This is a genomic window from Roseateles sp. P4_D2 (assembly GCF_056401875.1).
Map to the genome: position 1 here is coordinate 44,823 of NZ_JBFUIM010000012.1, position 21,582 is coordinate 66,404.

General features: G+C 67.4%; 17 protein-coding genes and 2 tRNA genes. 6 read left to right on the forward strand and 13 right to left on the reverse strand.

Features of this window, described 5'->3' with window-relative positions; all coding sequences use genetic code 11:
* Positions 1-9 precede the first annotated feature (9 nt).
* Complete coding sequence (gene aceE, locus AC1DW0_RS20750) at positions 10-2,682, reverse strand: pyruvate dehydrogenase (acetyl-transferring), homodimeric type (protein WP_477947706.1); 2,673 nt, start codon at positions 2,680-2,682, stop codon at positions 10-12.
* 284 nt (positions 2,683-2,966) lie between these two features.
* On the opposite strand from aceE, the gene AC1DW0_RS20755 reads away from it, so the two are divergent.
* A complete protein-coding gene (locus AC1DW0_RS20755; RefSeq protein ID WP_235532046.1) occupies positions 2,967-3,176 on the forward strand; it encodes a hypothetical protein in 210 nt (69 codons plus the stop codon).
* A 198-nt stretch (positions 3,177-3,374) separates the two neighbouring features.
* Here the strand turns inward: AC1DW0_RS20755 and AC1DW0_RS20760 are convergent.
* From AC1DW0_RS20760 to AC1DW0_RS20785, 6 genes are all read right to left on the reverse strand, one after another.
* Positions 3,375-3,449: transfer RNA gene (locus AC1DW0_RS20760), tRNA-Val, on the reverse strand.
* A 38-nt stretch (positions 3,450-3,487) separates the two neighbouring features.
* Positions 3,488-3,562 (reverse strand) — tRNA-Val (locus tag AC1DW0_RS20765).
* 34 nt (positions 3,563-3,596) lie between these two features.
* Positions 3,597-4,325 carry a DNA polymerase III subunit epsilon gene (dnaQ, locus tag AC1DW0_RS20770; RefSeq protein ID WP_457353146.1) on the reverse strand — a complete coding sequence of 243 codons (729 nt, stop codon included), beginning with the start codon at positions 4,323-4,325 and terminating at the stop codon, positions 3,597-3,599.
* 1 nt (position 4,326) lies between these two features.
* Positions 4,327-5,142 carry a prolipoprotein diacylglyceryl transferase gene (gene lgt / locus AC1DW0_RS20775; protein WP_457390458.1) on the reverse strand — a complete coding sequence of 272 codons (816 nt, stop codon included), beginning with the start codon at positions 5,140-5,142 and terminating at the stop codon, positions 4,327-4,329.
* A gap of 56 nt (positions 5,143-5,198) precedes the next feature.
* The gene (locus AC1DW0_RS20780; protein WP_477947709.1) at positions 5,199-6,170 is read right to left on the reverse strand and encodes a tetratricopeptide repeat protein; all 972 of its coding nucleotides are present in this window, start codon (positions 6,168-6,170) and stop codon (positions 5,199-5,201) included.
* A gap of 74 nt (positions 6,171-6,244) precedes the next feature.
* The gene (locus AC1DW0_RS20785) at positions 6,245-7,099 is read right to left on the reverse strand and encodes a LysR family transcriptional regulator (protein WP_477947711.1); all 855 of its coding nucleotides are present in this window, start codon (positions 7,097-7,099) and stop codon (positions 6,245-6,247) included.
* 91 nt (positions 7,100-7,190) lie between these two features.
* Between AC1DW0_RS20785 and ilvD the strand changes: the two genes are divergently transcribed.
* Positions 7,191-8,870, forward strand: coding sequence for a dihydroxy-acid dehydratase (ilvD, locus tag AC1DW0_RS20790; RefSeq protein ID WP_477947713.1), 1,680 nt, complete (start codon positions 7,191-7,193; stop codon positions 8,868-8,870).
* 229 nt (positions 8,871-9,099) lie between these two features.
* Here ilvD and AC1DW0_RS20795 read toward each other — a convergent pair whose 3' ends face one another.
* Positions 9,100-9,360 carry a TIGR04438 family Trp-rich protein gene (locus AC1DW0_RS20795; protein ID WP_056201434.1) on the reverse strand — a complete coding sequence of 87 codons (261 nt, stop codon included), beginning with the start codon at positions 9,358-9,360 and terminating at the stop codon, positions 9,100-9,102.
* 59 nt (positions 9,361-9,419) lie between these two features.
* Here AC1DW0_RS20795 and AC1DW0_RS20800 point away from each other — a divergent pair, with 59 nt between their 5' ends.
* The 4 genes from AC1DW0_RS20800 to AC1DW0_RS20815 all read left to right on the forward strand — a co-directional run bounded on the left by AC1DW0_RS20800 (position 9,420) and on the right by AC1DW0_RS20815 (position 14,664).
* On the forward strand, positions 9,420-9,722 hold the full coding sequence (locus tag AC1DW0_RS20800; protein ID WP_056201431.1) for a c-type cytochrome: 303 nt from the start codon (positions 9,420-9,422) through the stop codon (positions 9,720-9,722).
* 143 nt (positions 9,723-9,865) lie between these two features.
* The gene (locus tag AC1DW0_RS20805; protein WP_477947716.1) at positions 9,866-11,236 is read left to right on the forward strand and encodes an esterase-like activity of phytase family protein; all 1,371 of its coding nucleotides are present in this window, start codon (positions 9,866-9,868) and stop codon (positions 11,234-11,236) included.
* A 69-nt stretch (positions 11,237-11,305) separates the two neighbouring features.
* The gene (locus AC1DW0_RS20810) at positions 11,306-11,896 is read left to right on the forward strand and encodes an ECF-type sigma factor (RefSeq protein WP_457326558.1); all 591 of its coding nucleotides are present in this window, start codon (positions 11,306-11,308) and stop codon (positions 11,894-11,896) included.
* Entirely contained in the window at positions 11,893-14,664 is a 2,772-nt protein-coding gene (locus tag AC1DW0_RS20815) for a protein kinase domain-containing protein (protein ID WP_477947718.1), read from the forward strand. Before AC1DW0_RS20810 ends, AC1DW0_RS20815 begins: the two co-directional genes overlap by 4 nt.
* A gap of 17 nt (positions 14,665-14,681) precedes the next feature.
* Here the strand turns inward: AC1DW0_RS20815 and AC1DW0_RS20820 are convergent, their stop codons facing one another.
* From AC1DW0_RS20820 to AC1DW0_RS20840, 5 genes are all read right to left on the reverse strand, one after another.
* A complete protein-coding gene (locus tag AC1DW0_RS20820) occupies positions 14,682-15,632 on the reverse strand; it encodes a PEP-CTERM sorting domain-containing protein (RefSeq protein WP_457353160.1) in 951 nt (316 codons plus the stop codon).
* Between the two features lie 291 nt (positions 15,633-15,923).
* Positions 15,924-17,885, reverse strand: coding sequence for an acetate--CoA ligase (acs, locus tag AC1DW0_RS20825; RefSeq protein WP_477947720.1), 1,962 nt, complete (start codon positions 17,883-17,885; stop codon positions 15,924-15,926).
* 93 nt (positions 17,886-17,978) lie between these two features.
* Positions 17,979-18,605 (reverse strand): PEP-CTERM sorting domain-containing protein, encoded by a 627-nt coding sequence (locus AC1DW0_RS20830; RefSeq protein WP_477947722.1) that lies wholly within the window; start codon positions 18,603-18,605, stop codon positions 17,979-17,981.
* Between the two features lie 102 nt (positions 18,606-18,707).
* Positions 18,708-20,729 carry an amidohydrolase family protein gene (locus AC1DW0_RS20835; RefSeq protein WP_477947724.1) on the reverse strand — a complete coding sequence of 674 codons (2,022 nt, stop codon included), beginning with the start codon at positions 20,727-20,729 and terminating at the stop codon, positions 18,708-18,710.
* Positions 20,726-21,535 (reverse strand): hypothetical protein, encoded by an 810-nt coding sequence (locus AC1DW0_RS20840; RefSeq protein WP_477947726.1) that lies wholly within the window; start codon positions 21,533-21,535, stop codon positions 20,726-20,728. Before AC1DW0_RS20840 ends, AC1DW0_RS20835 begins: the two co-directional genes overlap by 4 nt.
* Positions 21,536-21,582 lie beyond the last annotated feature (47 nt).

Consider the following 21,582-nt stretch of genomic DNA (forward strand, 5'->3'; position numbering starts at 1 on the left):
ATGTGCTCCTCAGACGGTCCACGGTGCGGCGCGCTCGGCGTCGAGGCCGTACTTGGTGATCGCCTCGGCCACGATGGCCGGCTTGATCGCGCCGTCATCGGCCAGCGCCTTCAGCGCCGCCACGGCCACATGCCAGCGGTCGACCTCGAAGAAGCGGCGCAGCTTGCGCCGGTAGTCGCTGCGGCCGAAGCCGTCGGTGCCCAGCACGACGTAGCGCCGGCCGGCGGCCTGCACCTGCTCGCGCACCTGGTCGGCGTAGTTGCGCATGTAGTCGGTGGCGGCAATGACCGGGCCGTCATGCCCTTCAAGGCAAGTCTCGACGTGGCTCTTGCGGGCAGGCTCAGTCGGATGCAGGCGGTTCCAGCGCTCGACCGCCATGCCGTCGCGGCGCAGCTCGTTGTAGCTGGTGGCGCTCCAGACATCGGCAGTGACGCCGAAGTCGCTCTTCAGCAGCTCGGCTGCGGCCATCACCTCGCGCAGGATGGTGCCGCTGCCCATCAGCTGCACGCGCAGACCCTTCTTGGCCGTCTTGCCGCCGTCGCTGAGCTGGTAGAGGCCCTTCAGGATGCCTGCCTCGCTGCCCTCGGGCATGCCGGGGTGCGGGTAGTTCTCGTTCATCAGGGTGACGTAGTAATACACGTCCTCCTGCTCGGCATACATGCGCCGCATGCCGTCGCGGATGATGGTCACCACCTCGTAGGCAAAGGTCGGGTCGTAGCTGATGCAATTGGGGATGGTGCCGGCCAGGATGTGGCTGTGGCCGTCCTCGTGCTGCAGGCCTTCACCGTTCAGCGTGGTGCGGCCGGCCGTACCGCCGAGCAGGAAGCCGCGGGCGCGGATGTCGCCCGCCAGCCAGGCCAGGTCGCCCACGCGCTGCAGGCCGAACATCGAGTAGTAGATGTAGAACGGGATCATTGGCACGTTGTTCGTGCTGTACGAGGTGGCCGCGACGATCCAGCTCGACATCGCCCCGCCCTCGTTGATGCCCTCCTGCAGCACCTGCCCGTCCTTGGACTCGCGGTAGTACATCAGCTGGTCGGCGTCCTGCGGCTTGTAGAGCTGGCCCAGCGACGACCAGATGCCCAGCTGCCGGAACATGCCCTCCATGCCGAAGGTGCGCGATTCGTCGGGCACGATGGGCACGACATGCTTGCCGATCTGCTTGTCGCGCACCAGCGTGCCCAGCATCTGCACGAAGGCCATGGTCGTGCTGATCTCGCGCTCGCCGCTGCTGTCCAGCAGGCGCTGGAAGCTGGCCAGCGGCGGGATCTCCAGCGCCGCGGACTTCTGCCGCCGCTGCGGCAGATAGCCGCCCAGCGCCTCGCGCCGGGCGCGCAGGTATTTCATCTCGGGGCTGTCTTCGGCCAGCTTGATGAGGGGGATGTTGGGCAGGTCCTCGTCGGACACCGGGATCTGGAAGCGGTCGCGGAAACCGCGCAGCGCGTCCTGGGTCATCTTCTTGGCCTGGTGGGCAATCATCTGGCCTTCACCCGACTCGCCCATGCCATAGCCCTTGACCGTCTTGGGCAGGATCAGCGTCGGCTGGCCGGTGTGCTTGACCGCAGCGGCGTAGGCGGCAAAGACCTTGACCGGGTCGTGCCCACCACGCGTCAGGCCCCAGATCTCGTCGTCGCTCATGTCGGCCACCAGCGCGCGCGTCTCCTCGTACTTGCCGAAGAAATGCTCGCGCACATAGGCGCCGCTCTTGCTCTTGAAGTCCTGGTACTCGCCGTCGACGCATTCCTCCATGCGCTCCAACAGCTTGCCGCTCTTGTCCTTGGCCAGCAGTGCGTCCCAGCCACTGCCCCACAGCACCTTGATGACGTTCCAACCAGCGCCGCGGAACACGCTTTCAAGCTCCTGCACGATCTTGCCGTTGCCGCGCACCGGGCCGTCCAGGCGCTGCAGATTGCAGTTGATGACGAAGACCAGGTTGTCCAGGTTTTCGCGGCCAGCCAGCGAGATCGCACCCAGCGACTCGGGTTCGTCCATCTCGCCGTCGCCCATGAAGGCCCAGACCTTGCGCGGCGCCGTGTCGGCCAGGCCCCGGCCATGCAGGTACTTGAGAAAGCGCGCCTGGTAGATCGCCATCAGTGGGCCCAGGCCCATCGACACGGTGGGGAACTGCCAGAAGTCCGGCATCAGCCACGGGTGCGGGTAGGACGGGATGCCCTCCCCGTCGGTCTCCTGCCGGTAGTTGAGCAGCTGCGCCTCGGTCAACCGGCCCTCAAGAAAGGCGCGCGCATAGATGCCCGGCGAGCTGTGACCCTGGATGAAGAGCAGGTCGCCACCATGGGTGTCAGTCGCCGCATGCCAGAAGTGACCGAAGCCGATGTCGTAGAGCGTTGCAGCGGACTGGAAGCTGGCGATGTGGCCACCCAGCTCGGACGAATCCTTGTTGGCCCGCAGGATGATCGCCATCGCGTTCCAGCGAATGATGGAGCGCAGCCGGTGCTCGATCGCGCGGTCACCGGTGCTCTTCTCCTCGCGCTCCGGCGGGATGGTGTTGCAGTAGGCCGTGGTCAGGGAGCGCGGCACATAGACGCCGTCCCGCCGGCCTTGGTCGACAAGCCGGTTGAGAAGAAAGTTGCTGCGCTCGCCACCGCGGTGCTGCTGGACCGCGCTCAATGCATCGACCCACTCGCCCGTTTCGACGGGGTCGGTATCGCCCATGGTGCTCATGCTGTCTCCGGTTTTGTCCGCCGTGTCTCGCATCCGTGAATGCGGCCGGCCTCCGGAAATAGCAACGGGCGTGCCAGTGCGCCCTTTGCACGAAGCATCTACTTAAGTCTTTGATTCGAAATAGATTCACCCGATCCAACAGCGTCGCGGCATTGGATATCCGGCATTTGCCCAGTTGCTCAGCCCGGTCCGCCGGGCTGCTCTGTGCGCGCAAACCCTGGAGCTTGATGTTGCAGTCCAATCCAAAGCGCTGGGGACGGCGTCTCGGGCTGGATCCCAGGTCCATGTCCACCGTCCTCATCGGCGATTCCCGACGGCAGAACAACGAATTCGTCACCGCCGACCCGCGCAACTGTGTCGCTGGCTCGCACGGTGTTCAACACGCGCTCGGCACTGACGGCGTGTACCGCATGAGCGCTTACGATGACTCGCCCATGATCGACTCAAGTCTCACGCCAATCAGAGCCCACGCCTCACGCTTCTCGGCAGCGTAGTCGCCCGCAAGAGTGTGCTCATGCTGAGCGCACAAGAAAAAGCACCTGGCATCGCCGCTAAGTGCTTGTTCTACCTACCGAATTTGGTACGCGCGATTGGATTCGAACCAACGACCCCCACCATGTCAAGGTGGTGCTCAATACACAGAGCTGGAAAAGCAAAAGCCGGCACGCAGCCGGCTTCCTTGAGTCCTTGATTGGTGGGCGGTGCAGGTTTCGAACCTGCGACCCCCACAGTGTGAATGTGGTGCTCTACCCCTGAGCTAACCGCCCAATCCTGAAAACTGAATCCACCGCAACTCCAAGAGTCTTGGTGGGCGGTGCAGGTTTCGAACCTGCGACCCCCACAGTGTGAATGTGGTGCTCTACCCCTGAGCTAACCGCCCCGAAAGCGAATCTCGACTTCCGCGAAGCCCGCGATTATGCCATGGGTTGAGCGGGCTCCAGCACTCGCCACTTGCAGGCGCCACCGGCGGCCTTGTCGAGGTCGGCAAGCAATTTCTCATGCGCCGCGGCCTCGGCTTCGCTGGCGTGCAGCACCGGCAGCACGAAGCGGCACAGGTCCACGGCCTCGATGGCGGCGTGGCTGTCGCCGCTGGCGTTGTCACCATGCTCGTCCATCAACAGCGCGTCCTGGCCACGCGTCAGGCGGATGTAGACGTCGGCCAGCAGTTCGGCGTCCAGCAGCGCGCCGTGCAGCACGCGCTTGGTGTTGTCGACCTCGAGACGGCGGCACAACGCGTCCAGCGAATTGGCCTTGCCGGGAAAGAGGTCGCGCGCCATCAGCAGCGTGTCGCGCACGCCGCCCACATGGTCGGTCAGCACGCCGCGCTTCAGGCGCTTGAGCTCGGCATTGATGAAGCCGATGTCAAACGGCGCGTTGTGAATGACCAGCTCGGCGCCGGCCAGGAAGGCCAGCAGTTGGTCGACGATCTCGGCGAACTTGGGCTTGTCCGACAGGAAGGCCTCGGTCAGCCCGTGCACCCGCAGCGCGTCCTCGTGGCTGGCGCGCTCCGGGTTGATGTAGAGGTGCAGGTGGTTGCCGGTGAGCTGGCGGTTGACCATTTCGACGCAGCCGACCTCGATGACGCGGTCGCCCTTGTCGGCCTCCAGGCCGGTGGTTTCGGTGTCGAAGAAGATCTGTCTCATGTCAACCTTGGACCGGCCTTTGATTGCGCTTGGTGGCCCAGGCAAAGATGGCGGCACCAACGATGACCATTGGCAGGCTCAGCCACTGTCCCTGGCTCCAGCTCAGCGCGCGCAGGCCGAGGAAGTCATCGGGCTCACGGAAGTATTCGGCCACGAAGCGCAGCGCGCCATAGCCCATCATGAAGACGCCGGAGATCTGCCCGGTCGCGCGTGGCTTGCGGGCATAGAGCCACAGGATGATGAAAAGCAGCAGGCCTTCGCCCGCTGCCTGGTAGAGCTGGGAAGGATGGCGGGCAATGCCGCCGTCATTGGCCTGGGGAAAGATCATGGCCCAGGGCAGGTCGGCCGGCGCCGGCCGACCCCACAGCTCGCCATTGACGAAGTTGCCCAGGCGCACGGCCATGATGCCGGTCGGCACGCAGGGCGCGATCAGGTCTGACACCTCGAAGAAGCTGCGGCCGCGACGGCGCCCGAACAGGTACAGGCCCAGCAGCACGCCGAGCAGGCCGCCGTGGAAAGACATGCCGCCATCCCAGACCCGGATGATCTCGGTCAGGTGATGGACGTAGTAACCGGGCTTGTAAAAGAAGCAGTACCCCAAGCGTCCGCCCAGCACGACGCCCAGCACGCCGTAGAACAGCACGTCGTCCACGTCCCGCTTGGTCCAGCCCACGGCTGCGTGCTGGGGCATGCGCGAGCGCAGCGTAGCCAGCCACAGGAAGAGGCCGAAGGCGATCAGGTAGGTGATGCCATACCAATGGATGCCGCCGGAACCGATGTGGACGGCGATGGGGTCGAACTGAGGATGAACCAGCATGGCCCGATGGGAAGAAGAGCGGCCGGCATCATAGCCAGCGCCCTCCTCCCGCCCCGTCAGGCCAGGTCGGCCAGCAGCTTTTTCGCCTCGTCGACGTTGCGCGGATTGGCGCGCTTGTTCTGCACGAAGCGCTCGAGCGCCGCCCTGGCACCGGCCTTGTCGCCCTTGGCGATCAGGGCCTGGCCCAGGCGATGGTCGATGGGCATGCGCTCCGCACCTTCCAGGGCCCGCGCGCGCTCGAAGGCCTTGACGGCTTCATCGAGCTGGCCCTGCTCCGTCAGCACACGGCCCAGGCCATAGGGGCCGGCGGCGTGGCCGGGATAGTCGCGCTGCAGGGCCTCGAAGATGCCGCGGGCCTTGGGCAGGTTCTTCTGCTCCATGAACTCGAAACCCAGGCGCGTCCACTGGCCGCGCAGCTCGCGGACCACCGTGCGGTCGTCGCCCGGTTTGGCGCTGGCCAACTCGCGCTCGGCGCCGGCCCAATCCTTGTCGTTCATGGCGAGCATGGCGCGCAGCAGCTTGGCCTGCTCGGGCTGGCGCGGCTGCGCCTCCGCGGCCAGCTCCTTGGCCTTGGGCACGCTGCCGCCGGCAAAGCCCGGGGCCATCAGATAGAACTGCGTCAGGCCGCTGCGTGCCTCGAACAGCGCCGGATCGAGCTCGACGGCCTTGGCGAACTGCTCCTTGGTCTTGCTCGCCAGGCCAGGCATCTTGAAGACGCTGGCCGCCATGGCCTGCTGGCCGTAGACACGCCCAAGGGCATAGCTGCAGACGGCCTGCGGGCGCTTCTCTGAGCAGTTTTGCAAGGCAGGGATGGCTGCCTCCAACCGGGCACCGTCGTTGTCGTCGACGGCGGCCATGGCGAGAGCGACAGCGGCCTGGTCGTCATCACCCTTGGCTTTGGCGGCGCGCACGAGGTCGGCGGTCCTGCCGGCATCCAGCCACGCCTGCCATTGCGGATCCTTGAGCAGGTCGGCCTGGGCGGCGCCGGCCAGCAGGGCCAGGGCGAGGGGGAGCAGGCGAAGGGTCATGCAGGGGTCTCCAGAGTGTGAATTCGTAAACGTTGCAGCAGCATCCACGGCGACACGGGTTTTTACGCATGACTTCAGGCATGGGTGCGCACGTGCTCGACGAAGCGCGCGACGACGGGCGGCGCATCGGCACGCCAGATCAGGCTGGTCTCGACCTGGGGGGCGCCGGGCAGTGTCCGATAGGTCACGCCAGCCCGTTGCAGGCCCTGCAGGCTGGCCGGCACCCAGGCCACGCCGATGGCGGCCGACACGAGGTTGACGATGGTCTGCATCTGGATGGCCTCCTGAGCCACGCCCGCCGCGCCGTGGTGGGCCAGGATGGCGTCGTACAGCGACGGCGCCACCTCGCGCGGAAAGATCACCAGCGGCGCCGAGCGGCATTGCACGTCGGTCGGCGTTTCGTCGCTGCTGGGCAGGGCCAGCACCAGCGGTTCGATACCGATCGACAGGCGTTGGAAGCCCACCGGCGCAGCGCCGGGCGTGTGGATGACGAAGCCGGCGTCGATGCTGCCGGCTTCGAACTCGCGCAGCTGCACGTCCAGCGTCGCCTCGCGCAGCGCCAGGGCCACCTGCGGGCAGGCCTCGCGGAAGGAGCGCAGCCATAGCGGCAGGCCGCCGAAGCCGACAGTCGACACAAAGGCCAGGCGCAGTCGCCCGGCCAGGCCGTCAGCCACCGCCCTCACCTCGGCCGGCAGCGCGGCGGCCTCAAGCAGCAGCTTCTGCGCCGACGCCTGCAATGCCGCGCCGGCCGGCGTCAGACGCACGCTGCGGCTGCTGCGCTCGAACAGCTGCACACCGAGCTGGGCCTCCAGCTTGCGAACGGCCTGAGTCAGCGGCGGCTGGCTCATGTGCAGGCGCTCGGCGGCACGGCCGAAGTGCAGCAGCTCGGCCACGGCGAGGAATTGCTGGAGGGGGCGCAGTTCGATCATTGATTCACCATGCATATCAATGCAGAGTGAACAATATATTTGAAAAGCAAACCGAGGCGCGCCACACTGCCGGCTTCACGAGGAAATCGCCATGAGCTTCAACCGCCGCAGCAAGAACATCACCGAGGGCGTGGCCCGTGCCCCCAACCGTTCCATGTACTACGGCATGGGCTACCAGGAGAGCGACTTCGGCAAGCCCATGATCGGCATCGCCAACGGCCACTCCACGATCACGCCCTGCAACTCCGGCCTGCAAAAGCTTGCCGACGCCGCTGTGATCGGCCTGAAGGCCGCCGGCGCCAACGCCCAGTTGTTCGGCACGCCGACCATTTCCGATGGCATGGCCATGGGCACCGAGGGCATGAAGTACTCGCTGGTGTCGCGCGAGGTCATCTCTGACTGCGTGGAGACCTGCGTGGGCGGCCAGTGGCTGGACGGCGTCATGGTCATCGGCGGCTGCGACAAGAACATGCCCGGCGGCATGATGGGCATGCTGCGCGCCAATGTGCCGGCCATCTACATCTACGGCGGCACCATCAAGCCGGGCCACTACAAGGGCCAGGACCTCAATATCGTCAGCGTCTTCGAGGCCGTGGGCCAGTTCAGCGCCGGCAAGATGAGCGAGGAAGATTTCTGCCAGATCGAGAAGCGCGCCATCCCCGGCAGCGGCTCCTGCGGCGGCATGTACACGGCCAACACGATGAGCTCGGCCTTCGAGGCCCTGGGCATGAGCCTGCCCTACTCCTCCAGCATGTCCAACGTCGAGGACGAGGTGGTCGAGAACGTCAAGCTGGCGGCCGACTGCCTGGTGGAGGCCGTCAAGGCCGACCTGAAGCCGCGCGACATCGTCACCAAAAAGGCCATCGAGAACGCCGTCGCCGTCATCATGGCCACGGGCGGTTCAACCAACGCGGTGCTGCACTTCCTGGCCATCGCCCACGCGGCCGAGGTGGACTGGACCATCGACGACTTCGAGCGCATGCGCAAGAAGATCCCGGTGCTGTGCAACCTCAAGCCCAGCGGCAAATACCTGGCCGTGGACCTGCACAAGGCCGGCGGCGTGCCAGCGGTCATGAAGGAATTGCTGGCTGCCGGGCTGCTGCACGGCGACTGCATCACCATCACCGGCAAGACCGTGGCCGAGAACCTGGCCGACGTTCCCGCCTTGAGCGCCGACCAGGACGTCATCCAGCCCGTCGCCAAGCCCATCTACGCCGAAGGCCACCTGGCCATCCTGCGAGGCAATCTCTCGCCCGAAGGCTGCGTGGCCAAGATCACCGGCCTCAAGACGCCCGTGATGACGGGCCCGGCGCGGGTCTTCGATGACGAACAGAGCGCGCTGGCCGCCATCATGGCCAACAAGATCGTGGCCGGCGACGTCATGGTGCTGCGCTACCTCGGCCCCAAGGGCGGCCCCGGCATGCCGGAGATGCTGGCCCCGACTGGCGCGCTGATCGGCCAGGGCCTGGGCGAGAGCGTCGGCCTCATCACCGACGGCCGCTTCTCGGGGGGCACCTGGGGCATGGTGGTCGGCCATGTGGCGCCGGAGGCCTATGAAGGCGGCGTCATCGCGCTGGTGCAGGAGGGTGACTCCATCACCATCGACGCGCATCAACTGGTGCTGAACCTCAATGTCGACGACGCCGAGTTGGCGAAGCGCCGTGCGGCCTGGCTGCAGCCCAAGCCGCGCTACACGCGGGGCGTGTTGGCCAAATTTGCGAAGAACGCTTCGAGCGCGAGTTCGGGTGCGGTTTTGGACAAGTTTGAGTGAGGGGTTCCGGGCCGAGCGCCGGGCCGCTCCCTAGCCGGCCCGTCATGGCGATTTGCTTGCCGGTCAATCCGGCAAGCATCGCCGTCCCCCCGGGGGGCTGAGGCCGGACACGGCAAGTCCTGTGGACTTGTCGTGCCTGCCGAAGAGCAGCCGCTCCGTCGGCTGCGCGGTCTGCAAGACCGACCAGGCTCGCCCGCGTTCAGCGGCGCGAGGCTGGGCGAGGGGCACGTCAGCGCTTCTTCTTCGCCCCGGGCTTGCCTTGCCCCAGCCCTTCCATCAGTTCCTCGCGCCGGGCCGCCTTCTTGGCGTCCAGGGCATTCATCGCCTTCTTCTGCGTCAGGCCGCTGGAGTCCGCCCAGGCCCACCAGACCGCGGCCAGCACAAAGGGCGACAGCACGATGATCCAGGCCCAGAAGTCGTCCTTGTGGAACTGCACCCAGCCGCCGAGCCGCAGCACGATCAAGAGCACGCCGATCAACACGAAACCCATGCGGGCTCTCCTTCAGGTATCTTTGCAACCACTGTAGTCCAACGCCCCGAAAGGTTCGCATGAAGAATGCTTTGATCCTCAGCCTCGCCCTCGTCGTCGCTCCCGCCGCCTTCGCCACCCAGGAGCTGGCGCAGAAAAAGAACTGCATGGCCTGCCATGCGCTGGACAAGAAGCTCGTCGGCCCGGCCTACAAGGACGTGGCGGCCAAGTACGCCAAGGACAAGGACGCCTACAAGAAGCTCGCCGAGAAGATCCAGAAGGGCGGTTCCGGCGTTTGGGGCCCCGTGCCCATGCCGGCCAATACCCAGGTCAGCCCGGCCGAGGCCGAAACCCTTGCCAAGTGGGTGCTGACGGTCAAGTAAGGCCGTCACCCCTTCTGTAAACAGGCCCTGCGGGGCCTGCTCTGCTTTTGGGGACGGTGGTGCAACGCGTCACTGGCGCGTCACGGCGGCTGCCAAGAATCCGCGCCGCGCAGGCTGTTCTGCGCGCAGCCACGGCATCGCCCATGAACTCCATTTGCCCACTGAAGCCCGCCGCGCTCGCGACGACCGTCCTTGCCCTGTTCGCCGCCAGCACTGCCCAGGCCGCCTCGGCCACGCTGGAAGGCTGGGCCCTGATGCCGGCCAACACCTTTGCCGAAGGTCCGACCACCGGCCAGTTCGCCAGCGGCGCCGGAGGTAACTCGCTGCCGCTGCTGAACAAGCAATCCGTGCAAGGTTTCTCCGCCGTACTGGCCGGCCCTGCCGCTGGCACCTACCTCTTCATGCCCGACAACGGCTTCGGCGCCAAGGAAAACTCGGCCGACGCACTGCTGCGCATGTACGCCGTCACACCCAACTTCAAGACGGCCACGGGCGGCACCGGTACGGTCTCGGCCGCCAACTTCAACAGCGGCGCCAGCATGGGCGGTTTCACGTCTGGCAGCTACGTCACGCTGTCCGATCCAAACCAGTTGCTGTCGCTGAAGATCCAGGCCGACTACACGCGCTACTACAACACGGCAGCCAACCCGCTGGTCGACCCCAGCATCCGCAGCGGCCGCCAGCTGACCGGCGCCGACCTGGACATCGAGTCGGTGCGCAAGGACAAGAACGGCAACCTGTGGTTCGGCGATGAGTTCGGGCCCTATCTGGTCAAGACCAATGCCAAGGGCGAAGTGCTGCGCCGCGAGATCGGCATGCTGGGCGTGGCGTCGCCGCAGAACGAGGCGGTCGTCAACGGCACCATTGGCGCGACGCTGGGCCGCTCCAACGGCTTCGAAGGCATGGCCATCAACCCCAACGGCGACCGCCTCTACACGCTGCTGGAAGGCACGGTCACGGGCGACCCGGCCAAGACGCTGCGCATCAACGCCTTCGATGTAGGCACCGAGAGCTACACCGGCCAGCAATGGAACTACAAGCTCGACGGCGCCGGCACCAACATCGGTGACATGACGGCCATCAACGACCACGAGTTCCTCATCATCGAGCGCAACGGCGCTACGGCCACCAGCGGGGGCACGCCGTTCAAGAAGATCTTCAAGGTCGACCTGAACCAGTTGGACGGCAGCGGCAACCTCGTCAAGAGCGAGGTCATCGACCTGATGAACATCGCCGACCCGCATGATCTGAACGGCGACGGCAGCAGCGCCTTCACCTTTCCGTTCACGACCATCGAGAGTGTGCTCATCCTGGACGCCCACACCCTGCTGGTCGCCAATGACAACAACTACCCCGGCACGGGCGGCCGCAACCTGGGTTCGGACAACACCGAGTTCCTGAAGATCCACCTCGACCAGGCGCTCAATGTGTCGGCCGTGCCGGAACCGGGCAGCGTAGCCCTGTCGTTGGGTGGCCTGGGTCTGCTGGCTCTGAAGCTGCGGCGTCGCCGCTGAGCCGGGCAAAGGCCCTCGCGGCCACAGCCCGCCGATGCGAAACTTGCGCGATGCAAGTCGCATTGGCACATGGCTGAGGTCACTGAACTGCTGCGCGGTGTGGCGGCGGGCGAGCCCGGCGCCGCCGACCAGCTCTACAGCCTGCTCTACCCTGAGCTGAGCCGGCTTGCCCGGCGCCATTTGCACGCAGTGGGCCCCGTCACCCTGGACCCGCCCGCGCTCATCCACGAGCTGTGGCTGCGCACACGCGGCATGGTGGTGCCGGCCTATCGCGCGCAGTTTTTCGCCCTAGCCAGCCGCGTCATGCGAAGCGTGGTGGTGGATCAGTTGCGCCGCCGCCATGCCGACAAGCGCGGTGGCGGGGTGGCCGAGGTGACGCTGAACACGTCGGCCCTGCTGGAGTTCGCCGCGACACCCGAGGGCGAGCCGGTGACCTCGCCATCGTCGCAGGCTGCGCAAGGCATGGACCCGATTCGCCTCGACGAGGCCTTGAACGCACTCGCGGCCATCGACGAGCGCGCCCACCGGGTGGTCGAGATGCGCTTCTACGGCGGCATGACCCAGGACGAGATTGCCGATTTGCTGGGCGTCTCAGTCCCGACCGTCAAGCGCGACTGGCGCCGGGCGCGCGCCTTCCTGTTCGAGCAACTCAGGGGATGAACACCGAACGCGCCAGCATCGGGCCCTGGCGCGACGCCATGGCCTTGTTCGACGCCTGGCTCGACGCCGATGCCAGCGAACGGGCCGAGCTGTTGGCGCAGGCCCAGGCCGACACGGTGCAGCACCAAAAACTGCTCGCGCTGATTGCTGCCGACGCGTCTGCCGAGATGCAGCAGTTCATGCCCGAGGTCAAGCCGCCGGCGGTGCAGGCCCATGCCGGGCAGCGCCTCGGTCCCTGGAAGCTGCTGGAGCCGATTGGCAGCGGCGGCATGGGCGAGGTCTGGCTGGCCGAACGCAGTGACGGGCTCTACGACGCCCATGCAGCGATCAAGCTGTTGCATGCCCGCGCCACCACGCCCGCGCAACGCGCCCGCTTCGCCCGGGAGGGCGAGCTGCTCGCGAGGCTTGGGCATCCACACATCGCGCGCCTGTTGGATGCCGGTGTGCAGCCGGACGGCGCACGCTATCTGGTGCTGGAATACGTGGCCGGCGCTCAGATTGATGACTGGTGTGACGTCCGTCGCGTCGGTCTGGCACAGCGGCTCGCGCTCTTCCTGCAGGTCTGCGAGGCCGTGGCGTACGCGCATGCCCACCTGGTGGTGCACCGCGACCTCAAGCCCGCCAACCTGCTGGTGAGCGAGGACGGCCAGGTCAAGCTGCTCGACTTCGGCGTCGCCAAGCTGCTGGCCGACGACACGGGTCCCGACAGCGACCTCACCCGGGCCGCCGCCGCGGGCCTGACACCCGCCTACGCCGCACCCGAGCAACTCACCGGCGGCGCCATCAGCACGGCCACCGACGTCTATGCCCTGGGTGTGCTGCTGTTCCAGTTGCTCAGCGGCCAGCGCCCCTATGCTGGCACCGACAGCACGCCGGCGCAGTGGGTACGCGACATCGTCGAGGCCGAGCCCCTGTCGCTTTCCCGGGCTCAGCCCAGCGTGCAGGCCGCTGCGGCGCGGGGCACTTCAGCAGCCCAGCTGGCCCGGGCCCTGCGCAGCGATCTGGCCTTCATCACGGCGCGCGCCCTGCGCAAGCAACCCGGCGCGCGCTACCCCTCGGTGCAGGCCCTGGCCGAGGATGTGCAACGCTACCTGCGCCACGAACCGGTCAGCGCCCGGGCCGGGGATTGGCGCTACCGGGCCGCACGCTTCGTGCGCCGCAACCGACTCGCCGTGGCCGGCAGCGTGCTGCTGGCGTCGGCGCTGGCGGCCGGCGTCGGCGCCACACTCTGGCAGGCCGACAGGGCCCGGCGTCAGGCCGTGCTGGCGCAAACCGAGGCCGCCAAGGCCACGGCCATCAAGGACTTCCTCCTCAAGTCCTTCAACACGGCGCAGATCGGCCAGCGAACCCAGGCCAACGGTGCCGCGACCACCGTGCTGCAGCTGATCGAAAGCGGTGGTGCCGAACTGCTCAAGGACGACCTCAAGATCGACCCGGAGGCACGCCTGGAACTGCTGACCGCGCTCGGGGAACTGCAGCGCATCAACGGCCTGCATGCGCAGGCCGAGCCCCTGCAGCTCAAAGCGCTCGAACTGGCCAAGCAGCATTTCGGCGCGACCAGTGAGAAGTACGTCTACGCCCTGGTCGAGCGCGCCACCAACCTGCCCAAGCTGGGGCGGCGCGCTGAATCCAACCAGCTCTACGACGACGCCATTGCCCTGATGGAGAGGATCGGCCAGCAACACACCGAGAGCTACCCCTTTGCGCTGTGGATGCGCGGCGTGAACGCCTATCGCACCGACCAGTACGAACTTGCATTGAGCCTGTTTGAGCGCGCCGAACTCGCCTGCCGTCAACACCGGCCCCACGACGCCACCCACGCCTTCGCCCTGCAGTGGCAGGCCAACGTGCACTCGATGCGCGACCAGTTCGATGCGGCGCAGGCCGCCCTGACGAAGGCGCTTGCGCTCACGCCCAGTGCCGAGCACCCGGAGCAGGCCGAGGCGCTGCTGCAGCTCTACCTGGGCGACCTGCAAACCCGCCGGGGCGAGATGGAACAAGCGCTGGCAGCCTACGACCGGGCGCTCTCCCTCATGCAGCGCACCGACAGCGGCCGCAACCCGGACCGCGTGGTCGTGCTCGTCAATGCCGCGCGGGCGCGCCATGAGCTGGGCCAGCCCGAAGCGGCCAGGGCGGAGCTGCGCGAGGCGCTGGCGCTGGCGCAGCACCACCCGACGGGTGAGCCCGGCCGAACCCTGAGCGATCGCGTCCTGTCGGCCCAGGTGGCACTCGACCTGGCCGATGGCAACGCGGCTGCCGCCCTGGTCGCCGCACGCCAATTGGCCGCACGCTGGCCGGCCGACGCCACGGGTTCGAGCTACGCCGCCAACCGGATGCTCCTGGCCGAGGCCGAGCGGCAAGCCGGGCAGCCCGCGCTGGCGCGCCAGGCGGCCGAGCGCGCCGCAGCGATCTACGAGGCTGCGGGCAGCGACACCCTGCTGGCGAGGCAGGCCCGGTTGGTGCTGGCCGAAGTCCTGGCACGGCAAGGCGATGCCGCAGCATCGGAACAGTTCCGCAGGGTGCTTGAAACCGCCCGTGCAGACTCCGCGACACCGCCGCGTTCCAGGCAGTTGCAGAAGGCCCGCGCCCTGGCCGGCCTGGCCCGCCTGAGCCTGTCGACCCGCCCGCAGGAGGCCGCACGCCTGGCTCGCGAGGGCAGCGCTCTGCTGCCCGCTCCAGTCACCCTGCGAGAACGCCAGGTCCTGTCACAGTTGCAGGAGACCGAAGCCAAGGGCGTCAAGCAGGGGTCCGCAGTGCCCGGGGCCTGACCGCACGGTTTGCGGCGCTATCGGCAGTCCCTGCGCAGACGGCGCAAGCAGAGCAACCCGAGTCCAGCCGCGAGAAGCAGGGCGCTCCCCGGCTCGGGCACGGGCAGCGCCGTTGTCCAGTCCAGCCCGCTGGCCGCGCTGAGCGTGTAGCCATCGGTGACCAAACTGCCGCCCACCAGCAGGCCGGTCACGCCCTGCACCAGCACGCTGCTGGAGAAATCAAGCTGGCTGTTCGAGTTGCCCGACACCGCGCTGAAGCTGCGCTGCCCCGACTCGGCGCGGGCGTAGATGCCCAGGTCGAAGGCCGTGCCCACCACCACCGGCACGCTGAAGGTCCAGTGCCCGTCGACCACGCGCGAGGTGGCGGGCGAACTGGCCACACCCCAGGCCACGCGCTGGCGGTCGGTGGCGAAGAGATCGGAGTTGCCCCGGCTGTAGCCCGGGTTGGACGAGGACAACTCAAAGGTGTTCATGTAACCGGTCACCTGGATCTGGCTGCGCCCGGCAAAGCCCGCGGCGGCCAGGGTGCCGTCGATGGACATGTCGACCAGCATGTAGACCGTCTGCCCCGTATGCCCGGCCCATTGCAGGGTCAGCTTGTCCTCGAAGCCGCCGTTGGACCCCGCCACGGCAAAGAAGGCGTTGTTGGGCGAGTTGTTGTCTGAACGCATGTGGATGTGGCCGATGCCCACCGCACCCCAGGTCGAGTTGCTGATGTTGCCGCTGCTGTAGCTGTCGCTCGTGGTGGCGCTGCTGTTGCCGGTGAAGTAGGCCACCGTGCAGTGGCCAGACGCGAAGCCGCCGGTGAAGTCGGTACCTGCCGTTCTCGGCGCGCCGGGACTCGACGGCGCAGCGCAGGAACTCATGAAGCCACCGGGGCCGGTGACGTCTTGGTGCCTCGGGGCGGCTTGCACACTGCTGGCCAGGCCGGCCAGTGCCAAGCACAGGAAATAGCGGGATGAAGGCATGGCTTGAAGCTCCGGGTCGGGGTTGATGGGCGTCTGCACACGTTCAACCGCACTAAGCCCGCAGAAGGGATCACCACCCCCTAGAACTTGGGGCCTGAGGCGAGTCCTTAGTGAGGCGTCGGGCAAGACGCAGGTCATGCCCTCGGCACACCTCGGTCAGCCTGACCCAAGTGCTCAAGGATTGCGGGATTTTGGTGCTCGCTCACATCGCAAGCGATATGAGCAAGCCCCAAACCCAGCCCATCGGCTGCGCCGACCGCGCTTCGCGCTGCCTAGAGCAACCGGTCCAGTCTAGTAAGCCTGGCCCAGTTGCTCCAGGATGGCTGGGTTTTCCAATGTCGACGTGTCCTGCGTCACCGTCTCCCCCTTGGCCACCGACCGCAACAGCCGCCGCATGATCTTGCCCGAGCGCGTCTTGGGCAGGTTGTCACCAAAGCGGATGTCCTTGGGCTTGGCGATGGGGCCGATCTCCTTGGCCACGTGGTCGCGCAGCTGCTTGGCAATCGCCTTGGCCTCGTCGCCGCTCGGGCGCGGGCGCTTCAGCACGACGAAGGCGCAGATGGCCTCGCCGGTCGTGTCGTCCGGGCGGCCCACCACCGCCGCCTCGGCCACCAGTTCGGTGCAGCTGACAAGCGCCGACTCGATCTCCATCGTGCCCATGCGGTGGCCGGACACGTTCAGCACGTCGTCGATGCGGCCGGTGATGGTGAAGTAGCCCGTTTCGGCGTCGCGGATGGCGCCGTCACCGGCCAGGTAGTAGCCCTTGAGCTCGGCCGGGTAGTAGCTCTTCTTGAAGCGCTCCGGGTCACCCCAGATCGTGCGGATCATGCTCGGCCAGGGCTTCTTGACGACCAGGATGCCACCCTGGCCATTGGGCACGTCGTTGCCGGTCTCGTCGACGATGGCCGCCGTGATGCCCGGGAAGGGCAGCGTGCAGGAGCCCGGCACCAGCGTCGTCACGCCGGGCAGCGGCGTGATCATGTGGCCGCCGGTCTCGGTCTGCCAGAAGGTGTCGACGATGGGGCAGCGCTTGCCGCCCACATGCTCGTAGTACCACTCCCAAGCCGCCGGGTTGATGGGCTCACCCACCGAGCCCAGCAGGCGCAGGCTGCTCAGGTCGGAACGCGCGGGATGCACGGCGGGGTTGCTCTCGGCGGCCTTGATCAGCGAGCGGATGGCCGTGGGCGCCGTGTAGAAGATCGTGACCTTGTGCTTCTCGATCATCTGCCAGAAGCGGCCGGCGTCCGGGTAGGTGGGCACGCCCTCGAAGACGATCTCGGTGCCACCCAGGGCCAGCGGGCCGTAGGTGATGTAGGTGTGGCCCGTGACCCAGCCGATGTCGGCCGTGCACCAGAAGATGTCGTCGTCCTTCAGGTCGAAGGTCCACTTGGTGGTGAGTGCCGCATGCAGCAGATAGCCGCCCGTGCTGTGCTGCACGCCCTTGGGCTTGCCGGTGGAGCCCGACGTGTACAGCAGGAAGAGCGGATGCTCGGCCTCGACCCACTCCGGCGCGCAGCTCGTCGACTCGGCCGACATCAGGTCGTGCAGCCACACATCGCGGCCGTCGACCCAGGCGATCTTGCCGCCGGTGCGCTTGTAGACGATGACGTCCTTCAGCGTCGGGCAGGCGCCGCCGTCCAGCGCCTCGTCGACGATGGCCTTGAGCGGCAGCGCCTTGCCGCCGCGGGCCTGCTCGTCGGCGCAGATGATGGCCACGGCGCCGGCGTCCTGCACGCGGTCGCGCAGGGACTGGGCCGAGAAGCCGCCGAACACGACCGAGTGCGTCGCGCCGATGCGCGCACAGGCCTGCATGGCCACCACGCCTTCGACGGACATGGGCATGTAGATGACGACGCGGTCGCCCTTCTGGATGCCGCGCCCCTTGAGCGCGTTGGCGAGCTGGCTGACCTTGGCCAGCAGCTCGGCGTAGGTCACCTTGGTGACCGTGCCGTCGTCGGCTTCGAATATCAGCGCCGTCTTGCCGCCCTTGCCGGCTTCCACATGCCGGTCCAGACAGTTGTAGGAGACGTTGAGCTTGCCGTCCTCGAACCATTTGAAGAAGGGCGCGTCGCTGTCGTTGAGCGTCTTCGTGAACGGCGTCTGCCAGCTCAGCAGCTCGCGGGCCTGGCGGGCCCAGAAGCCGGCGTAGTCGGCCTCGGCTTCGGCCACAAGAGCGGCATAGCCCGCTTCGCCCTTCACATGGGCGTTGGCGACCCATTCCGGGCTGGGGGCGTAGGTGTTCAGCGTACTCATCGTGTGTCTCCTCGTTCTGGCTGCTTGGCGCGCACTGTGCGAGGAGTCACTGACGATGCCCTTACTCTCGGCTCTGCGCCCCGCGGCGCAAGCTTAGCGCGGCTCGGCGCGGGGCCGGCGTTTCAGCCCCATCAGCAGGCCCAGGCCGGCCAGCAGCAGGCCCGCGCTCGCCGGCTCGGGTACCGGGGCGTTGATGAATTGCAGGTTGTCGATCAGCAGCGCGTGATCCGTGGTGTTGGTGTGAATCCTCAACTCGTCAAAGACGATGTCGCGAAAGCCATAGATATTGGTCGAGCCCGTCAGCGATGAGGGCGCGGCGGCAGATTCGACCCAGCCACCATGGAAGTAGGCGTCAAAAGTCGAGACGCCGTTGTCCGCCGTCACCATCGCGAAGGCTGCGGCTGAAACGGGCTTGACGAAATGGATCGCGAAGTCGGTCGAGGCACCCACATTCGACCGGAAGTTGCTCACACGGTTGCCGCTGAAATGCACAAACGCCGGATTCATGTCGGCGTTGGCGAAAGCGGAATCGAACTTCAGGCCGAGGTTGACGAACTGATCGGACACGACCTCGCTCGCCCGCAGCGCAACCGATTCGAAGTCGACGGTGAGGTCTGGCGTGGTCAGCCCGGTGTCTGCATTGAAGAATTCGGCCCGGGCGGGGCCGCTCAGCAGCGCCAGCGCGGCGAGCAGGGCAGGCGGCACAAGTCGCAATTTCATTTGGATCATCAGGGACTCCCAGGAGGTTGAAGGGGACGGAGCGGCAGCGCCGTCCCTCTTCAGGACGGATCACCGCGGCAGATCCGGACATACACCCCTAGTTCATGGCCGCGGCCGCACCAACATGCCCGGCGCCGCCACGAAAGGCTTGAAGCCCATGGCTTCATAAAGCTCGGCCGGCGCATAGGCCACGCGGCCCTGAATGACGAGGCTGGCACGGCGCAGCGCCTCGATGTCCTGGGACGGGTCGCCCTCGACAAGCAGCAGGTCGGCTGCATAGCCACGCGCGATGCGGCCACGCTCGGCGCTGGCGCCCGCCACCCGCGCGCCGTTCCAGGTCGCGATGCGCAGCACCTCGGGCGCCGGAATGCCGGCCTTCACATAAAGCGCCAGCTCGCGGTGCAGCCCCAGGCCGGCCGTGCCGTCGGTGCCCGCCACCAGCGGCACCCCGGCCCGGTGCATGTCGCGCGTCAGCGCCAGCAGCTTGGCGTAGGAGGCGCGGTAGGTGGCTAGCTTGTCACCCGCCAGGTCCATCGGCGCCACGCGCAGCTGGCGCTGCCACAGCACGGGCAGATGCCCAGCCACGTCGCCCAGCACCGGGTCGAGCTCGCCCTGGGCCTGGGTGAACATGGCCTCGAAGGTCATCAGCGTCGGGTCGACGACGACCTGGCGCTCACGCAGCAGCGCGATGAAACGCCGCACCTTCGGGCTGGCGAGGTCCACGGCCTGGGCGTCGCTGCCCACGCGCTGAAAGCGCAGCAAGGTGCGGCTGTCGTCCCCCGGGCGGCTGACGAAGTTCAGCATGACCTGGTTGATGTGGGTCAGTTCCTCGTAGCCGGCGCGCACCGCCTGCTCGGCGAGCATGAAGGCCGGCACATGGCCGTTGACGTGCAGGCCCAGGCTGCGGGCCTTGGTCGTCAACGGCTTGACCCATTCGGGCTTGATCGAGTTGTAGAGCTTGATGCCGACAAAGCCATGGCAGGCATACCAGCTCACCGCATCCAGTGCCTCGTCCAGCGTCTCGGCGACGATGCCATTGCGCGCCGAGAAAGGGCTCTTGCCCTCGATGAAGCCGGCGGCGTAGACGTTCGGGCCGATGACCTCGCCGCGCTCGATGCGGTCGCGCAGGCGCAGCAACTCCTGGTTGTCGTTGCCGGGGTCGCGGATGCTGGTCACACCGCCGGCCAGATGCGCCAGGCCGTCCTCGCTCCACAGATGGGCGTGCATGTCCCACAGGCCCGGCAGCAGCGTCTGGCCGCGGCCGTCGATGGCGCGCTCGGGCAGCACGCGCAGCGCGCCGGGCTCGGTCACGGCGTCGATGCGGCCCTGTGAGATCCACACATCGCTGGGGCCCCGCATGCGCGCCGCCGGGGCGTCGAACCAGCGCACATTGCGGATCAGCGTGACGCCTTCGAACGGTTTGGCCAGGCGCTGGCGCAGCGCGCCGAGGCGCTCGTTGGCGGCCTGCTGCTGGCGGGCCAGCAAAGCGGGCACCAGCGCCTCGGCGCCCTTCTCTGCCACCGCGAACCCTGGCCAGGTGATCGCGAACAGCGCGTGGCTGGCGTCGTCGCGCACCCAGTAGTACCAGGGCTGGGCATCCGCGCCGGTGACGGCCACCAGGGCCAGAGGCCCCGTCGCGGCATCGGGCGTCAGGCGGGCCAGGATCTCGGCGCGGATCTTCAGCCCGCCCAGCGTGCCGGCGCTGCCGTCGGGCTGGGCCAGCAGCATGCGCACCAGGGCGCCGTAGTAGCCTGGCGAGGCCTCCAGCGGGATGAAGACGAAGTCATCATCCGCCGGCACATCGCCACTGTCGGCCCGCGAACGCCAGCGCGCGTGGGCCTCGACGACATCGAAGTCCTCGGCAATCTCGGCACCCATGGTGCTGCGCCCCCGGCCGCGGTAGTCGCGCGGCGCGCCGTTGGTGGCGAGGCGAAAGCTCTCCTTGATGTCCGGGCCGCGGCCGTTGTCGCGGTAGCTGTAGTCGGTCTCGATGCGGCCGTCGGACTGGGTTTCGACACGCAGATGGCCGGCCACATGCTCCTGCGACAGCACCGTGTACTCGGCGCCCCGCGCACTGCCGAGCGCGAGCCAAAGCAGCAGCCCGATCACACGCGGCGCACTCATGACCGCGCTCCCGACCTGCCGCGCCGCAACGCCAGCAGGCCCAGGCCTGCCGCCAACAGCACCGGCACCTGGGGTTCGGGCACGCTAGACACAATGGCCCGCAGCTCGACGCTCTGCGGCAGGTAAAACTCCAAAGATTGCAGGCTGGCCGCAGCCCGTTGCCCGGGCATGCAGGCCAGGCTCAGACAGTCGGGGTCCGAAGACGCCACGAGGTGGTAGCTGCCGATCAGCGTCTGCGTCACCGAAAGATCCCAGTGCCCCGCAGCCTGTGGTGCCGTGGCCCAGACGGGCGGCGTCAGGCCAACCGAACTGTCCAGGCTCCCCAGCGCCACCGGGCTCACCTCGGCGCTGTAGTGTTCGGTGCCAGAGGCCGTCACGTCCCACCGGTTGAGGCCCCGGGCGGTGGCCAGTTGCGCGTCGGGCGGCGCGACGAAGCGGCTGACAGTGCGCACGCTCATCTGGTCGGGTTGGGGAGTGAGAACCAGCTCCCATTTCGCATCCAGCGTCAGATGCCAGGGCTGGAAGTCGAAATGCAGGTCCAGGGTCCCGAGCCCGGCGTTGGGCTGGGACGGATTCCAGCCCAGCAGGATCGCCCCGACGCCCTGGAAGAACCACTGCCCGTTTTCAAAACTCACCACGGGCGCTCCGCCCATCAGCCCCGTCAAGGTACCTCCCGGGTCCTGGCTCTGCCAACTCGCCCGCACGCCTGGCAGGGCCTGGGCCTGGGCCATGCAGGCCGACGCGGCGCCTTGCAGCGCGCAGGCGGCAAGCACGGTTCGAGCAACTCGAAGGGGATGGCGGGACATGGCGCGTTCCAAGAGCGTGAGCGGCTTGCTCACCTGCTTTCAGACGC

Bases quoted from the DNA above. Each gene is read 5' to 3' on its own strand.
- ilvD (WP_477947713.1), top strand. From the start codon at position 7,191: ATGAGCTTCAACCGCCGCAGCAAGAACATCACCGAGGGCGTGGCCCGT.
- AC1DW0_RS20795 (WP_056201434.1), bottom strand. From the start codon at position 9,360: ATGGGTTTCGTGTTGATCGGCGTGCTCTTGATCGTGCTGCGGCTCGGC.
- AC1DW0_RS20785 (WP_477947711.1), bottom strand. From the start codon at position 7,099: ATGATCGAACTGCGCCCCCTCCAGCAATTCCTCGCCGTGGCCGAGCTG.
- AC1DW0_RS20810 (WP_457326558.1), top strand. From the start codon at position 11,306: ATGGCTGAGGTCACTGAACTGCTGCGCGGTGTGGCGGCGGGCGAGCCC.
- AC1DW0_RS20815 (WP_477947718.1), top strand. From the start codon at position 11,893: ATGAACACCGAACGCGCCAGCATCGGGCCCTGGCGCGACGCCATGGCC.
- AC1DW0_RS20840 (WP_477947726.1), bottom strand. From the start codon at position 21,535: ATGTCCCGCCATCCCCTTCGAGTTGCTCGAACCGTGCTTGCCGCCTGC.
- acs (WP_477947720.1), bottom strand. From the start codon at position 17,885: ATGAGTACGCTGAACACCTACGCCCCCAGCCCGGAATGGGTCGCCAAC.
- AC1DW0_RS20800 (WP_056201431.1), top strand. From the start codon at position 9,420: ATGAAGAATGCTTTGATCCTCAGCCTCGCCCTCGTCGTCGCTCCCGCC.
- dnaQ (WP_457353146.1), bottom strand. From the start codon at position 4,325: ATGAGACAGATCTTCTTCGACACCGAAACCACCGGCCTGGAGGCCGAC.
- AC1DW0_RS20830 (WP_477947722.1), bottom strand. From the start codon at position 18,605: ATGAAATTGCGACTTGTGCCGCCTGCCCTGCTCGCCGCGCTGGCGCTG.
- AC1DW0_RS20780 (WP_477947709.1), bottom strand. From the start codon at position 6,170: ATGACCCTTCGCCTGCTCCCCCTCGCCCTGGCCCTGCTGGCCGGCGCC.
- AC1DW0_RS20755 (WP_235532046.1), top strand. From the start codon at position 2,967: ATGTCCACCGTCCTCATCGGCGATTCCCGACGGCAGAACAACGAATTC.
- lgt (WP_457390458.1), bottom strand. From the start codon at position 5,142: ATGCTGGTTCATCCTCAGTTCGACCCCATCGCCGTCCACATCGGTTCC.
- AC1DW0_RS20820 (WP_457353160.1), bottom strand. From the start codon at position 15,632: ATGCCTTCATCCCGCTATTTCCTGTGCTTGGCACTGGCCGGCCTGGCC.
- aceE (WP_477947706.1), bottom strand. From the start codon at position 2,682: ATGAGCACCATGGGCGATACCGACCCCGTCGAAACGGGCGAGTGGGTC.
- AC1DW0_RS20835 (WP_477947724.1), bottom strand. From the start codon at position 20,729: ATGAGTGCGCCGCGTGTGATCGGGCTGCTGCTTTGGCTCGCGCTCGGC.
- AC1DW0_RS20805 (WP_477947716.1), top strand. From the start codon at position 9,866: ATGAACTCCATTTGCCCACTGAAGCCCGCCGCGCTCGCGACGACCGTC.